Origin of the sequence: Nocardia neocaledoniensis (assembly GCF_029868625.1) — a bacterium.
Lineage (GTDB): Bacteria > Actinomycetota > Actinomycetes > Mycobacteriales > Mycobacteriaceae > Nocardia > Nocardia neocaledoniensis_A.
In genome coordinates this window covers 1-14,099 of sequence record NZ_JARWOJ010000119.1, presented here as the reverse complement: position 1 = coordinate 14,099, position 14,099 = coordinate 1, and the positions used below count along the sequence as shown (strand labels likewise).

Annotated in this window: 18 protein-coding genes; 9 read left to right on the top strand and 9 right to left on the bottom strand. The window is 69.3% G+C overall.

What is annotated here, in order from left to right:
- The first annotated feature begins 8 nt into the window (after positions 1-8).
- Genes QH270_RS08175 through QH270_RS08165 form a run of 3 tightly spaced genes read left to right on the top strand, consistent with a single transcriptional unit; the run spans position 9 to position 2,186 of the window.
- Positions 9-1,136 (top strand): hypothetical protein, encoded by a 1,128-nt coding sequence (locus QH270_RS08175; protein ID WP_280339903.1) that lies wholly within the window; start codon positions 9-11, stop codon positions 1,134-1,136.
- Between the two features lie 25 nt (positions 1,137-1,161).
- Entirely contained in the window at positions 1,162-1,749 is a 588-nt protein-coding gene (locus QH270_RS08170; protein ID WP_280339902.1) for a hypothetical protein, read from the top strand.
- The gene (locus QH270_RS08165; RefSeq protein ID WP_280339901.1) at positions 1,746-2,186 is read left to right on the top strand and encodes a hypothetical protein; all 441 of its coding nucleotides are present in this window, start codon (positions 1,746-1,748) and stop codon (positions 2,184-2,186) included. Before QH270_RS08170 ends, QH270_RS08165 begins: the two co-directional genes overlap by 4 nt.
- Positions 2,187-2,310: 124 nt before the next feature.
- Here the strand turns inward: QH270_RS08165 and QH270_RS08160 are convergent, their stop codons facing one another.
- The 3 genes from QH270_RS08160 to QH270_RS08150 form a co-directional block, all read right to left on the bottom strand.
- Positions 2,311-2,871: a hypothetical protein gene (locus tag QH270_RS08160; RefSeq protein ID WP_280339900.1), complete on the bottom strand. Its 561-nt coding sequence runs from the start codon at positions 2,869-2,871 to the stop codon at positions 2,311-2,313.
- Positions 2,872-3,069: 198 nt separating this feature from the next.
- The gene (locus QH270_RS08155) at positions 3,070-5,226 is read right to left on the bottom strand and encodes an elongation factor G-like protein EF-G2 (protein WP_280339899.1); all 2,157 of its coding nucleotides are present in this window, start codon (positions 5,224-5,226) and stop codon (positions 3,070-3,072) included.
- A gap of 101 nt (positions 5,227-5,327) precedes the next feature.
- Positions 5,328-5,972 (bottom strand): LppU/SCO3897 family protein, encoded by a 645-nt coding sequence (locus tag QH270_RS08150; protein ID WP_280339898.1) that lies wholly within the window; start codon positions 5,970-5,972, stop codon positions 5,328-5,330.
- Between the two features lie 296 nt (positions 5,973-6,268).
- Here QH270_RS08150 and QH270_RS08145 point away from each other — a divergent pair, with 296 nt between their 5' ends.
- The 5 genes from QH270_RS08145 to QH270_RS08125 all read left to right on the top strand — a co-directional run bounded on the left by QH270_RS08145 (position 6,269) and on the right by QH270_RS08125 (position 9,280).
- Positions 6,269-6,898, top strand: a complete 630-nt coding sequence (locus tag QH270_RS08145; RefSeq protein WP_280339897.1) for a hypothetical protein — start codon at positions 6,269-6,271, stop codon at positions 6,896-6,898.
- A 97-nt stretch (positions 6,899-6,995) separates the two neighbouring features.
- Positions 6,996-7,760, top strand: coding sequence for a glutamine amidotransferase (locus QH270_RS08140; protein WP_280339896.1), 765 nt, complete (start codon positions 6,996-6,998; stop codon positions 7,758-7,760).
- Between the two features lie 35 nt (positions 7,761-7,795).
- The gene (locus QH270_RS08135; RefSeq protein ID WP_280339895.1) at positions 7,796-8,131 is read left to right on the top strand and encodes an ArsR/SmtB family transcription factor; all 336 of its coding nucleotides are present in this window, start codon (positions 7,796-7,798) and stop codon (positions 8,129-8,131) included.
- Positions 8,131-8,805, top strand: a complete 675-nt coding sequence (locus QH270_RS08130) for a cation transporter (protein ID WP_280339893.1) — start codon at positions 8,131-8,133, stop codon at positions 8,803-8,805. Before QH270_RS08135 ends, QH270_RS08130 begins: the two co-directional genes overlap by 1 nt.
- Before the next feature lie 85 nt (positions 8,806-8,890).
- A complete protein-coding gene (locus QH270_RS08125) occupies positions 8,891-9,280 on the top strand; it encodes a low affinity iron permease family protein (protein ID WP_280339891.1) in 390 nt (129 codons plus the stop codon).
- Between the two features lie 9 nt (positions 9,281-9,289).
- Here the strand turns inward: QH270_RS08125 and QH270_RS08120 are convergent, their stop codons facing one another.
- From QH270_RS08120 to QH270_RS08105, 4 genes are all read right to left on the bottom strand, one after another.
- A complete protein-coding gene (locus QH270_RS08120) occupies positions 9,290-9,862 on the bottom strand; it encodes a TetR/AcrR family transcriptional regulator (RefSeq protein ID WP_280339943.1) in 573 nt (190 codons plus the stop codon).
- A gap of 111 nt (positions 9,863-9,973) precedes the next feature.
- The gene (locus QH270_RS08115; protein ID WP_280339890.1) at positions 9,974-10,504 is read right to left on the bottom strand and encodes a dihydrofolate reductase family protein; all 531 of its coding nucleotides are present in this window, start codon (positions 10,502-10,504) and stop codon (positions 9,974-9,976) included.
- A gap of 113 nt (positions 10,505-10,617) precedes the next feature.
- A complete protein-coding gene (locus tag QH270_RS08110; protein ID WP_110041523.1) occupies positions 10,618-10,818 on the bottom strand; it encodes a hypothetical protein in 201 nt (66 codons plus the stop codon).
- A 174-nt stretch (positions 10,819-10,992) separates the two neighbouring features.
- The gene (locus QH270_RS08105; protein WP_280339888.1) at positions 10,993-11,388 is read right to left on the bottom strand and encodes a hypothetical protein; all 396 of its coding nucleotides are present in this window, start codon (positions 11,386-11,388) and stop codon (positions 10,993-10,995) included.
- 144 nt (positions 11,389-11,532) lie between these two features.
- On the opposite strand from QH270_RS08105, the gene QH270_RS08100 reads away from it, so the two are divergent.
- The gene (locus QH270_RS08100) at positions 11,533-11,970 is read left to right on the top strand and encodes an SRPBCC family protein (RefSeq protein WP_280339886.1); all 438 of its coding nucleotides are present in this window, start codon (positions 11,533-11,535) and stop codon (positions 11,968-11,970) included.
- A gap of 8 nt (positions 11,971-11,978) precedes the next feature.
- On the opposite strand, the gene QH270_RS34640 is transcribed toward QH270_RS08100, so the two are convergent.
- Entirely contained in the window at positions 11,979-12,293 is a 315-nt protein-coding gene (locus QH270_RS34640; RefSeq protein ID WP_432420318.1) for a hypothetical protein, read from the bottom strand.
- Between the two features lie 92 nt (positions 12,294-12,385).
- The gene (locus tag QH270_RS08090; RefSeq protein ID WP_280339884.1) at positions 12,386-13,873 is read right to left on the bottom strand and encodes an FAD-dependent oxidoreductase; all 1,488 of its coding nucleotides are present in this window, start codon (positions 13,871-13,873) and stop codon (positions 12,386-12,388) included.
- Positions 13,874-14,099 lie beyond the last annotated feature (226 nt).

The following is a 14,099-nucleotide window of genomic DNA, read 5'->3' as shown; positions in this document are numbered from 1 at the left end:
GGGAACAGATGAACGACTTCGCCGTGCAGGTGGGCAACCTCGACGGATTCGGATCGGACCTGCGGGACCTGGGATCGAACTTCGCGAGCAACGCCGCGCGCTTGTTGCCGGAACTCTCGCTGCCCAGTGGAACGACCGGACTGCTCGCTTCGCTGGCATCGTCGTTCGAGCACTTTCAGGGCACGTTGACCACCGCCCATCAGCAGGATCTGACCGATCTCGCCTCGTACGGCACCGGCCTCGCCACCGCCTCCCGGCAGCTCCAGAGCACCGACGACGCGTCCGCACAGGCGATCTCATCGGTCGCCGGAACCATACCGAACGATCCGGGCACCAGCGGCGCGCCGAGCGACGGCGCAGTCACCCGATTCACCGGTCTCCAGTTGCCGACCCTGCCGACGATCGAGGACGGTCGGTTCATCGTGCGCACGGTGGTCGACTCGGCGATCGGGCTGCTCGCCCATTTCGACGAGCCGCTGAGCCGCGCGATCGGGATCAAGCCGACCGCCGACTACCTCGTCCCGCTGGCCGCGGACTGGGAAACCCTGGACACCTTGGGCAGCCGGATTCGACAGCTCGGCATCAACGACTTCGTGGCATCGGAGAACCTGGCAGGCGGCGTCCGATGGCTGCAAGGCAGCTGGACCGGGGAGTCCTCGTCATCTTTCGTCGCGAGCGCGAACTCGTTGGCGCAAGCCATCTCCACCCGGAGCTCCGACCTCGACATCGTGGCGAAGATCGTCGCCAACGGTGGGGTCTGCCTCGAAAGGCTGGTCTACAACCAAGCCATGGGATGGAGCAGCGGGCTGTCCCAGTCGATGAGCTTCCTCGGTTTCACCCTTCCCCTCGGCGCGTGGGCGCAACTCATCGATCGACCGATGAACGAGTCCTACAAGTCGCAGATCGTGTCGGCGGTCGACACCCTGAAAGCGGCATGTGACGCCCGGCGCGACGCGATCACGAACATGATCGGGAAGATCAGCCAGGCGCTCGCGTACTCGCCTGGGCAGACGGTCCCGACCTTCTCCGAGGCCGAATACGAGGTACCAGACAAAGTGGTTGTCGACTTCGGCGCGAGCCGTTACGGGTTCGGAAACAACGTGTGGTGGGAGAGCAGCATTGCGTCGCCCGCCTGATCCCCCGCTACCCGCGGACCGCGCGGTGTACGCCTCGAAGACCAGCGCCTACGACAAAACGGTCGCCGCCGCGGCCAGTGTGGACGCCGCCTCGGCCCAGGCGTATTTCGACCTGCGTGGATGGGATTTCTCCGAGGACATCCTGGGCACCTACCTCGGAAACAACGACGAGGGCTTCATCTACGAAATCAGTACGGGCCACTACGATCGGGTGATGGCCACGCGTGGTGCACGACAGGCCGTCGCGCTCTGCCTGGACGAGATCAAGACTCAGGCACGCCAGAACCCTCAGATCGGTGTCACACAGGAGTTGACTTCCGCATGGCTGGGTGTCCAGCCGGGCGATGACGACGACATCGACAACGCGCTGGGTCACTACGATGTGGCGGTCAGCAGCGACACCACGGTCTCTGAAGTCGACGGCGGCCTCCAGGCCGAGATCATCTACAAGAGCTATGTCTACGAGTTCTACAACTTCGACAAGGACTCCGAGACCAGTCCGGCGGGGGTTGTCAACAACGAGATGCGCCACCTCGAGGAAGCCGGCTGGGCACGAAGTTTCCGCGTCCACGGCGAAGCCACCCTCCAGTTCAGGCAGGTCGAGAAGCTATGAGACGGGTCGGCGGAAAGTCTGCCTCCTTGTTGCTCACCTCGTGCGTGGTCGCTGTCGGAATCGGAGGGTGTTCCGCCGGTCAGGACGGGGAGGTGAGTCACCTGTCCACGTGCGCGAGCCTGCCGTTACCGGATGGCGCGGAAGTCGTGTGGTACCAGCATGACTCGCGTTTCCGAGCATCGACGTCGGTCGCGGTGATCGACCTTCCGGTCGGTTCGGTCGACGAGTTCAAGCGACGATCCGGATTCGCGGAATTCGCGCCGGGGGTTCCGCCGTCGTGGAAGACCTACTGGGAAACGACCGGGATGAACGATCCCCTGGCGACCGATGGCGGGAACGAGCATTCGGTCGAGGGATACCGGGATCCGCGACGGTATGTCGTGATCCATGACGGCGGCGAGGGGAACCGCCGGGTGTTCATTCACGCGGACTGTTAGCCACGCGGGATCCCCACGAAACACGATCTGGCCGGCCCCGGATAACAGCGAGACTCCCGGCGCGACTGCGTTTTTCCTCGCAGCGGCACCGGGAGTCACGAGTGGAGCGCGGTAACCCGCCGTCTCAGGGCAGGACTTGTGGGATGACCTCGGGGTTCGCGTGGCCGACAATGCCACCGATGACGGCTCCGACGGCCGCGTGGGGAAGGACGCCGAGGAGCAGGCAGATCGGGTAGCCCACGCCGAGCACGATGACGGACGGGAGGCAGTTGACCAGGGTGGCGAGCGCGCCGATTCCGGCGCCGGCGAGGGCCCCGTTGACGACCGGGTCGGAATTCGTGGCCTTCGGATCGGTCGCGACCTCGTGCAGCGGGGTGTCGATCACCTCCGGGATGACCTCAGCGACAACGGGAGCGGCCGGCTCCGAGGCAGTGACTTCGTCCGAAACTTCGGCGACCGGCGACACCGCGGACTCGACCTCCGGCGAAATCGCCACATCCGCCGGAGCCGGGGATCCGAATGAGAAATGGGCGATGGCAGTGCCGAACCCATCGGCCTGAATGGCCGGCTGAGCCTGCTGATCGACGGCGGCATCCGCCGACGCGAGACCACTACCAGCGAAGGTGACCGCCACGATTACCGGCAGCGCACCGAGAAGAATGTTGCGAGCTGAACGCGTGAACATTGAATTCCCTCTCGACCTTTTGCCCCCCGACGCGGACCAATTCGAATGTCGACCGGGATATTAGTAATAGCTGCTCGCTATTTTCGGCAACTTTTGTGATCTATTTCACATTGACACAATAGACCAATCCATTCCGCAACATGCCGATGAGCGTGCGAACACGGCCGATGCGGGTGGGCGAGCGAGGCTCTCGGGAATTCAGGCCGGTGCCTCGGCGCCTTCCTTGCGGGCGCGGGCGGCGACGGCGGCAGGCATCGGTTCGTGCCGCAGATAGGCGCGGGCGAAGGAGCCCGAGCCGTGGGTCAGGGATCGAAGGTCGATGACGTACCTGCTCAGTTCGAGCTCGGGGACCTCGGCGCGGATGTGGGTGCGGCCGGAGTCGGCGGGTTCGGTGCCGAGGATGCGGCCGCGCCGGGTGGACAGGTCGCCCAGGACGGCGCCCAGCTGATCGTCGGGGACCGTGACGCGCACGGCGGCGACCGGTTCGAGCAGCAGGGTTCCCGCGGCGTCCGCGGCGTCGCGCAGGGCGAGGGCGCCCGCGCTCTGGAAGGCGGCGTCGGAGGAGTCCACCGAGTGGGCCTTGCCGTCGACCAGGGTCACTCGCACATCCACCAGCGGGTACCCGGGAGTGACACCGCGAGCGGCCTGCGCCCTCGCCCCCTTCTCCACCGAACCGATGAACTGCCGGGGCACCACGCCGCCCACCACGCGATCGACGAATTCGACCCCCTGCCCCTGCGGCAGCGGTTCCACCTCGATGTGGCACACCGCGTACTGGCCGTGCCCGCCGGACTGCTTCACCAGCCTGCCGTGTCCCTCGGCGGGCGCGGCGAGCGTCTCCCGCAGCGCCACCCGGTACGGTTCCACGTCCACCCGCACCCCGAACCGGCCACGCAACCGCTCCAGGGCCACCTCGCGGTGGGCCTCCCCCAGGCACCACAGCACCAGCTGATGCGTGTGCTCGTTGTTCTCCAGCCGCAGGGTGGGATCCTCGGCGACGAGCCGGGTCAGGCTCTGCGAGAGCTTGTCCTCGTCGGCCTTGCCCTGCGCCCGGATAGCCACGGGCAGTAGAGGTTCCGGCAACTTCCACGGCTCGATCAGCAGGGATTGCCCGGTGCCGGAAAGGGTGTCGCCGGTTTCCGCGTGGCCGAGTTTGCTGACGAACGCGATGTCCCCGGCGACGGCCTCGGTGAGCGTCCGCTGCTGTTTCCCCAGTGGCGCGGTGACCCCGCCGACCCGGTCGTCGGCATCGTGCCCGGCTCCGCGGACGTGGACGGTGTCGTCGCTGTGCAAGGTGCCGGAGAACACCCGCACCAGCGATACCCGGCCCACATACGGGTCGGACGAGGTCCGGATGACCTCCGCGGCGAGGTCGGCGGCCGGATCACATCGCAGCGCGGTGGGCGCCGCGCCGTCGCCTACCGCGACGGCCGACATCGGGTGTTCGATCGGGGTCGGGAAGCCGGCGGTGACCAGTTCCAGCACTTCGAGCGTGCCGAGGCCCTGCTCCGCGTCCTCGGCCGCGGGCGCCGCGAACAGCACCGGATGGAAGCTGCCGCGCGCGACGGCGCGTTCCAGGTCCTCGACCAGGGTGCCGAGTTCGACGGGTTCGCCGTCGAGGTACCGGTCCATCAGCGTTTCGTCTTCGCTCTCGGCGATGATCGCCTCGATCAGCCGATCGCGGGCCGGGTCGATCTCCGCGAGCTGGGCCGCGTCGGGGTCGGTGCGCACGCGCTGCCCGCCGCGGTAGTCGGCCACTCGACGCTCGAGCAGTTCCAGCAGTCCGGTGGCCTGCCGGTGCCCGTCGGGGCTCTTCGGCCCGTAGACCGGTAGATGCAGCGGGAGCACGGTGTCGCTCGCGCCGTCGGTCAGCAGTGCCTGGCAGGTCTGGATCAGGTCCGCGTACTCCGCCCGCGCGGTGTCCAGGTGGGTCAGCACGATCGCCCGCGGCATGCCCACCCGCGCGCATTCGGCCCACAGCTCCCGCGTCGCCCCCGCCACGCCCTCCACGCCGTCGGCCGCCGACACCAGGAACAGCGCCGCGTCCGCCGCGCGTAGCCCGGCCCGCAGTTCGCCGACGAAATCCGGACATCCCGGCGTATCGATCAGATTGACCTTCACCCCGCCCCACAGCACCGGGACCACCGAGACCTGCACGGATCGGTGCTGTCGCCGTTCGACCTCGTCGTAGTCCGACAGCGAGGTCCCGTCTTCGACGCGGCCCGCCCGGTTCACCGTCCCGGTCGCCAGCGCCAGCGCCTCGACCAGCGTCGTCTTGCCCGCACCACTGCTACCGACCAGGGCCACGTTCCGGATGGTCTCCGGTCGCGGCGTTCCGTTCGTCCGGTCCACCATGTCGCACGCTCCCTCGGGTCGGGATCCGGCTCCTTCGAGCTTCCCACCGCGGGGAGGACACGTCCACGGTTCGCGGCCGATCGATGCCGCACCGTCCCGATTCAGCGCGTGCTGACGCAGACCACGTAGCGGCGCTGGTCGTAGACGACACCGCGATCGCCCGCCGTGCAGACGTTGACGTCGGTGGTGTCGTGCCGGATCTCGAGCACACGGACGCGGCCGGGCAGGTCGGCGGCGCAGTCGACGTGCCGGCCCGCGCCGCCGGACAGGTCGATGCAGTCGCCGACGGTCCAATCGATGTCGAGGCAGAGGGTTTGCCGCACGCCGCCCGGCAATGTCCGGGGATGTTCGTGGTCGACATCGCCAGGACAGTCCCCGCCGGCCGCCGCCAATTGCGCCACTTTGTAGCGGGAATTGGCGTTTCCGCAGGCGGCTTGCTGAATACCGGCGGGGCCCGCGCCCATTTCCACACAATCGCCGACCCGGAATTCGACCCACGGGATCTCGGTCGCGGATTTGCCCAATGTGGAGGCCACCCCGCCGGAAACCTCGTTCATAGTTCCCAGCGGCTGGGTCGGTGAAACCTCCGTGGGCAAAGCCTTTGCGACAGAGGCGTTGTCGGGCGAGCCCTGCTCCTCGGCACCGAACCCGACGATGACGGAAAGTGCGAGGTAGAACGTCCCGGCGAGGGCGAAAACCGCCCCCATCGACACACCGGCGAGTGCCAAGTTTCTCCGACGCGTCATCTGCGTTGTCCCTACACTTCTCATCCGCTGGACGCCCCCGACGGCATCCCACTCGGTGACAGTTCTTACACGGACGAACCGGACAATGTCGAATTGTGAACGCGTACCTTTTTTAAACGGAAACCGGTCCGGTTAAAAGAGGGAAAAACTGGTCCGGCGCCCAGATACGTGCGGTTCCCCTTCGCGAGAAAGGGATGCTAGGGTCTGCCCGATCTCTCTGGCGGACAACATGGTTCGTGCCCTCGGAACCGTCGTTCGACCGCGTAGTTCTTCCTGATGCGTAAAGGAATTCCCTGATGAAGCTCGGTTACTCCCCCGTTGCCGCCCTGCTCGTCGGCGCCGTCGTCGCGATCACCGGGGGCACTGCCACCGCGCAGCCGGAGACACCGACCCCGCAGGCCACCACCTCCGGAATCGACCAGTCCGTGCGCTACGAGGCCACCCTCACCGAGTTCTCCCGAGTCCTGACCACCACCGTCACCGGTGGCACCTTCAGCACCACCGCGGACAACACGGCGGTGACCCTCATCGCCGACTCCGGCGCGGAGGTCACCCGGATCCCGCTCGCCTACACCATCTCCGGCACCACCGTGCGGGTCGCGCAGACGATCTCCGACAACGGCCGCCACCTCGTGCTCGCCCCGCGGGCGAGCGCCACCGAGATCGACGAGATCGCCTCGGACATCGGCGAATTGCAGACCATCAGCCCCATGTCCCAGCTGACGAACGAGATCAACCGCAACATCGTCGGCGTCGTGGCCGGCGGCGTGCTGGGCGGTCTCATCGGCACCGTCCTCGGCTTCGGCTTCCTCAGCATCATCACCGGCCCGGTCGGCCTCGTGCTCGGTGCGATCGCCGGCGGCTACGCCATGGGCGGTCAGCCCTTCCTCGACGCCGTCACCGCCGCGGTCAGCGGACGGCCCTGAACCACCGGTTCCGACCGGCGCGCCACCGCCTCGACACCGAACGTCGCGGTGGCGCGGAAGGGTTCCGCCCGCCCGCCGCGCGGCTACGGTGTCTGGCATGACCGACGCGAGGGCGCGCGACCACGAAGGCAGGCCGTTTCTGCTGCTGGCGACACGTGCCGAGGACGAGGCCGCCGACCAGGAATACCGCGCGTTCGCCCGCTACGGCGGGCTCGCACCGCACCGGCTGCGCCGGCACCGCCTGGAACGCGACCCGCTCGACGACCTCGACCTCGACGACTACGCCGGGATCATCCTCGGCGGCAGCCCGTTCACCATCTCGGACCCGCCCGAAACCAAATCCCCGGTGCAGCGGCGGGTGGAAGCCGAGCTGGCCGACCTCGTCGCCGCCGTGGTGCGCCAGGACTTCCCGTTCCTCGGCGCCTGTTTCGGCATCGGCGTCATCGGCTCGCTGATCGGCGCGGTCATCGACCGGACCCATCCCGAACCGGTCGGCCCCACCACCATCACCCTGACCGAGGCGGGCCGGATCGATCCGCTGCTGTGCGTGCTGCCGCCCGAGTTCGACGCGTTCGTCGGACACAAGGAGGCGGTCACCGAGCTCCCGGCGGAGGCCGAGCGGCTCGCCGCCTCGGCAGGCTGCCCGATCCAGGCGTTCCGGGTGGGCGCCAACGTGTATGCCACGCAATTCCATCCGGAGCTCGACGCGCACGGCATGAGCACCCGGATCGATGCCTACAAGCACCACGGCTACTTCGACCCCGGCGAGGCCGAGACGCTCAAACAGGTCGCCCGGTCGGGAAACGTGGTGCATCCCGGCGCGCTGGTGCGCCGATTCGTCCAGCTGTACGAAAATCCATAATTTTCTGAATACAGAAACTGCTGTACATTTGGGCCATGCTCACCCCACCCGTGGCTCACACCGACGCGCTCGCCCGGTTCGGGCACGCGTTGTCGGACACGACCCGCACGCAGATCCTGCTCCACCTGCGGACGGCGCCGGGATATCCCGCTGAGCTGGCCGAACACATCGGGGTCTCGCGCCAGATCCTGTCCAATCACCTCGCCTGCCTGCGCGGTTGCGGGCTGGTGGTCGCCGTGCCCGAGGGGCGACGGGCCCGCTACGAACTGGCCGACCCGCGCATCGGTCACGCGCTCGCGGACCTGCTCGGCCTGGTGTTGGCGGTCGACCCGGCCTGCTGCCCCGACGCCCGGACCGAGGACTGCTGCTGATGACCGCTCACGACCTCCCCGCGCCGGTCGCGGTCGGCGGCACGCGCACAGCGTTGCTGACGAGGCGGATTCGCTGGCTGGTCGCCGCGACGATCTCCTACAACGTGATCGAAGCGGTCATCGCCCTCGCCGAGGGCACGCGGATCTCCTCCGGCGCGCTGATCGGATTCGGGCTCGACTCGGTGGTCGAGGTGTCGTCGGCCGCCGCGGTCGCCTGGCAGTTCGCCGGCCGCGATCCGGAGCAGCGGGAGAAGGTGGCGCTGCGCGTCATCGCCTGCTCGTTCTTCGCGCTCGCGCTCTACGTCACCGTCGATTCGGTCCGCGCCCTGGTCGGCGTCGGTGCGGCCGAGCACTCCGGGATCGGCATCGCGCTGGCGGCGACCAGTCTGGTGGTCATGCCGGTGCTCTCGGCCGCGCAGCGGCGGGCCGGGCGGGAACTGGGGTCGGCCTCGGCCGTGGCGGATTCCCAGCAGACCCTGCTGTGCACCTACCTCTCGGCCGTGCTGCTGGTCGGGTTGCTGCTCAACAGCCTGCTCGGCTGGACGCTCGCCGATCCGATCGCCGCGCTCGTCATCGCGGCGATCGCGGTGAAAGAGGGCGTCAACGCCTGGCGCGGGAACCCCTGCTGCCCCACACCGACGGCCGGTGTCGGGCACGACTGCGACTGCTGCTGACCGGGAGCCTGCGCGGCCGGGACAGGCGGCCCCGGGTTCGGACGAAACGGCGATTCGCCGCGGCGCGAGAGGGTAAGCGCGTGCTGTGATCGCTGCGCACGCTCGCCGTCTCGCCTCGGCGATACCGGACGCCGCCACGCACTGGGCCGGGGCGCGCTGGACCTGGATCGGCGTGCTCGTCCTCGCGCTCGGCGCGCTCGGCACCGGTGTCGCGACCGGGTTCCCGATCTGGTGGCAGACCACCGTCTACACGAGCGCCGGACTCACCAGCGTGGTGATGCTGTTCCTGCTCCAGCACACCACCAACCGCGCCAACCACGCGATCCTGATCAAACTCGACGAACTCGTCCGCGCCACCATCGGCGCGCGCACCGAATTCCTCGATCTCGAAGACCACCAGGTGCACGAAAAGGAAGCCCTGCACGATCGCCTGATCACCGCCGATGACGAACTCGGCGACGGCGAGGCCGGGTGAGGCCCGCGGCTACGCGCCGTCGGCGGGAGTCGTATAGGCCAGGGTGATCTCGCGGAACAGTTCCACGCGACGGGCTCGGACGCGGGGGGAATCGGGTTCCATCAGCACCTGGACGGAGGTGCCGTCGTGGGCGGCGACGAGTGCCTGGCCGTACGCCGCGGCGTCGGGGATCGTGCGGCCCGCGCGGTGCAGCAGGGGTTCCAGGATGGGGAGCAGGGTGTCGACGATCGCCCGTTCGCGGGCGACCATCACCGAGCGAAGTTCGGGATTGCGCAGGGCGTGGGCGGTGAATTCGGCGGTGATCCCGTACCAGCGGCCGTCCATCGGGACCGCGCGGTCGAAGCGTTCGACGATCTCGTCGAGTTCGCCGACGCCGCTGGCCTCCAGCGCCTCGAGCACCTCGCGCAGATCGGTGATCAGCTGCGCGGAGCGCTGCTCCCACATCGCGAGGAACAGCTCTTCCAGCGAGGTGAAATTCGAGTAGAACGCGCCGCGGGTGAATCCGGCTCGCTCACAGACCTGTTCGACGGTCGAGCGACCGAAGCCCACCTCGGCGAAGACGTCGAAGGCGGCCTCGAGCATCCGCGCCCTGGTCTGCACGCGGCGGCGGGTGACCCGTCGCGGCGCAGGGGCGGGAACTGTCACAGCGGCGTTCCTGACACGACGAAAAATGCTACTCGACCGGGCCCGTCGTCAGGCCGGGACGTAGCTCAGCCTGACGACGTCGGCACCGATGCGATCGACGGTGCGCAGCCGCAGCGGGGGGCGAGGGCCCGCGAAGTACGGGTCGCCGCCACCGAGCACGACGGGGTGGAGGTAGACGCGGTATTCGTCGATGAGGCCGAGGTCGGTGACACTGCGGGCCAGGTTCGGGCCCGCGATCTCGATCTCGCCCTCGTGCTCGGCCTTCAGCGCGCGGATCGCGCCCGCGAGGTCGGCGCCGAGCAGGGTGGCGTTGGGGCCGACAGTGGTCAGTGTGCGGGAGACGACCCATTTGCGCTGGTCGCGCCATGCCTGCGCGAATTCGCGCTCGTCCGCGTCCCAGGCGGGGTCGTCGTCGTCCCAGTAGCGCATGATCTCGTACATCCGGCGCCCGTACACGCTGCCGACCTGCTGCCGGGCCTCTTCGATGAAGTGTCGGAAGAGAGTGGGATCGGGCGCGAACTTGTCGTGATCGACGTAGCCGTCGAGGGACTGGTTCATTCCGAACACGAGCTCAGCCATACCCGGGTCCTTTCTCGTGCGTCCGATTGTATTGACCCGCGACGCGGAAGGCACCGACCCCGGACCCGGGTCGGGCCCGGCACAGGGTGCCGGGCCCGAGTGGCTGGAGCCGCTCAGCGTCCGCCGTGGCTGTGCTGGCCACCTTCGCGCTTGGCCTCGGTGGGCTGCGCCTGGGCGCCCTTGCGGCCCGCGGCCTGCGGATCGGCGGCGTTGCGCTCGCCGAAGCTGCCGCTGCTGGCCTGGCCGCCGCGGGCGGCCTGCTCCTGCGTGTCGTTTCGGTTGCCGAACTGTCCAGGGTTGTTCGGATCAGGCATGTCGCCCTCCTCGTTGTCGTCTGGCTTTCTGGCACGTGGTCGTCGTAGCGGCCACACGATGGCACTACCCGGCATCCGGCGGCCAAACCCGGATCACGGACTATTTTTCGCGGACCCGAAGCGAATTACTCGGTGGCACTGCACCTTTCGCCTGCTCACACCGGTTGATCGCGCTCAGCCGGGCGGCTCGGGATGACGGATCTCGGACGGCATCGAGCCGCCTGCCACGTCGGCCGAGATGCCGAGGTCTTCCTCGTAGCCGGGCGCGGGGGGCGTCGGCACTCCCTCGGTATCGATGTCGGCCGGGGCCGAGCCGGGGGCCTGCGGCGCGGAGCCGGGAACCACATCGGGCTCCTCCTCGGCCAGCCGCTCGTCCAGCGGGCGTGGCTGTGACTCCTCGCGGGGCGTCATGCCGTAGCTGGTGGTGCCGGTCCAGTGCTCGGGCGGGTCCATCGCGCCTTCGAGCGGGTCCTGGCGCAGCTGATCCTCGTCGGTCTCCTCGCTGCGGTCCAGGGTCGTCGACTCGTCGTCGACCGCGGTGTCCTCGGTGTTCTCCTCGGGTGCGGTCATCGCTTGCTCCTTCCCGTATCGATACCTTCCGTCGGTGCGCACTACCCGCCATGCCGCCGGGCAAACGGTTCTCGGACGCGGGCGGATTCGAGGTGATCGGAGGGGGTATGCACGCCCAGCGACCTGCCACCGAGAGGAGACGACATGGTCCAGGTGACGAGCACGATCCGCGCGTCGGCGGAGGATGTCTTCGCGGTGATCGCCGACGGGTGGTCCTACGCCGGCTGGGTGGTCGGCGCTTCCCATATCCGCGCGGTGGACGACGCCTGGCCGCGGGTCGGCGCGCGCATCCATCACAGTGTCGGGCCGTGGCCACTGACCCTCCAGGACACCACCGAGGTGCGCGCCGTCGATCCGCCGTGGAGTATCGAGCTGAGTGCGCGATTGTGGCCGCTCGGCACGGCCGTCGTCCGGCTCGAACTGCGCGCCACCGGGCCCGCATCGTGCCAGGTCCTCATGAGTGAGGAGGCCGTCGGCGGGCCGGGGCGGCTGATCCCCCATGCTGCCCAAGCTGTGCTGCTGACACCCCGGAACAAGGAGTCGCTGGCGCGGCTGGCCGATCTCGCCGTCGGCCGCGGGTGACCGGCGGCCTAGTCGCCGGTCAACCTCTGGCGCAGCAGCACCTTGCCCCGCTCGGCGCCCTTGTGGCTCTCGTGCCTTGCCCGGCGGAAGAACTCGGCTACCTCGCTGTCGCCCGCGCGGTCCGCGTCGGCGGCGAACTGTTCCATCCGCAGCGCGTTGCTCAGGCAGGTCTCGACGAAGCGGAGCAGGTCGTGATCCCGGTCCTTGCCTGCGAGCGCGGTCGAGAGCTCCCCGCGTAGTCGCTGGGCCGTGGCCTCGTCACCGGCATCGTCTGCGGTCGTGATGTCCTGCCGCCACTGCGCGATGATGTCCCGCGAAACCATGAATCCTCCTTCGACGATGCGGTAACCGATGCGTGTGACCGTCCGGCGGTCACACCGTGGCGATACCTCGTGACCGTGGTCCGAAACAGCGGCTACAGGTCGCGGGGCGACAGCGGCGCCGTCGCCGGGCCCTCGAGGACGGTGCCGTCCGGCGCGAAACGGGAGCCGTGCAGAGGGCAGTCCCAGGTCTTCTCGGCGTCGTTCCAGTTCACGATGCCCCACAGGTGCGTGCACACCGGGGAGACGGCGTCGGTGCGGCCGTCGACGGTGCACACGGCCGTCGGGTGCAGCCCGTGCCGTTCGACGCGGCCCTCGCCTTCGCGCGGTGGGACGCGGGGACCGCCCTCGACCGCGTGCAGCCAGCCCGACGAAAGATGCCATGCCACCGTGGCATTCGCCTCCGCGCCCGCGCGCAGGGTGCCCACCACGCCGGGGCGCCAGGTGTCGTAGACCCGCGCCCAGGCGGGCGGCGTACCGGCGACATGGCCGACCAGCGCGAGCGCGGCCGCCACGCCGTTGGTCATCCCCCACTTGGCGAAACCGGTCGCGCACCGCACCCGGTCGCCGCCGGGACCCACCGGTCCCACATACGGCAGTTCGCCGATCGGGTGATAGTCCTGCGCGGACCAGCGGTCGCGGAGTTCGGCGCCGGGGAACCATCGCCTCGCCCAGTTGAGCAGGTCGGCGACGTGCGCGGCCTCGCCGTCGGCCCGGCCGACCACGTGGCCGCTGCCACCGACGAGCAGCACCCGGCCGGTCTCGGTCGGCGCCCAGCGCAGCGATCTGGTCGGCGAACCGGCGCTGATGAACATCTCCTCGGGCACCGCGCCCGGCACGTCGAACGCGGCGAGATACGACCGCTCGGGAACAAGCCTGGCGGCCAGCCCGCGTCGGTCGAAGACGGGTGAGCCGGTCGCGACGATCACGTTCGACGCCGTCACCTGCCCGTTGCCGGCTTCCACCACGACCCGCTCGCCCTGGTGCCGAAGCCGGTGCGCGCGAGTCGATTCGAAGATCGGCGCGCCGTTGGCCTCCACGTCGGCCGCCATCGCCGCGAGCACGGCGACGGGGTCGACCTGCGCCTGCTCCGGCAGCCGCACACCGCCGTGCGCGGGGAAGGGCACGTCCAGCTCGTCCACCAGCTGGGTGGGCAGGCCGACGGCTCTGGTTGCCTCGAATTCGGCTCGGACTGCGGCGGATTCGCGCGGTTGCTGCGCATAGGTGATCGCGGGGACGCGCTGGGCCGGAATCTCGTGGGCGGCACAGAATTCCAGCAGCCAGTCGAACCCGGCGCGATTGGCCGTCACATACCGCGACAGGGCCCTGGTGCCGTGCCGGTTCGCGATCGCCTGGGCGCGGGTGCCCTGCAGCAAGGAGATCTTGGCGCTGGACGCCCCGGTGGTGACGGCGCCGACCCGGCGCGCTTCGAGAACGGCCACGGCCCGCCCGCGCTCGGCCAGGAGCAGCGCGCTCGTCAGGCCGACGAGGCCGGCGCCGATCACGACGGTGTCGACGTCGATTTCGTCGGCCAGCGGCAGTCGGGTGGGCAGCACGGCATCGGTCGACCAGAAGGATGTCATGTGCGGCGCATACCCGGCCACCGCGATCCAAACGCGCCCAGCCCCCGGGGGGGGGGGCCGGGGGGGGGGGGGGGCGGGGGGGGGGGGGCGGGGGGCGGGTTGCCGGCGGGCGGGGCCGGGGGGGCCGCGGTGTGGTTGGGGGCCCGCCCCCTGGGGGGCGCGGCCGGCGAGCATGGCGGCGTTGAGGCCCGCGTTCAGTTCGGCCCCGAGGCCGTGGGGACGGATG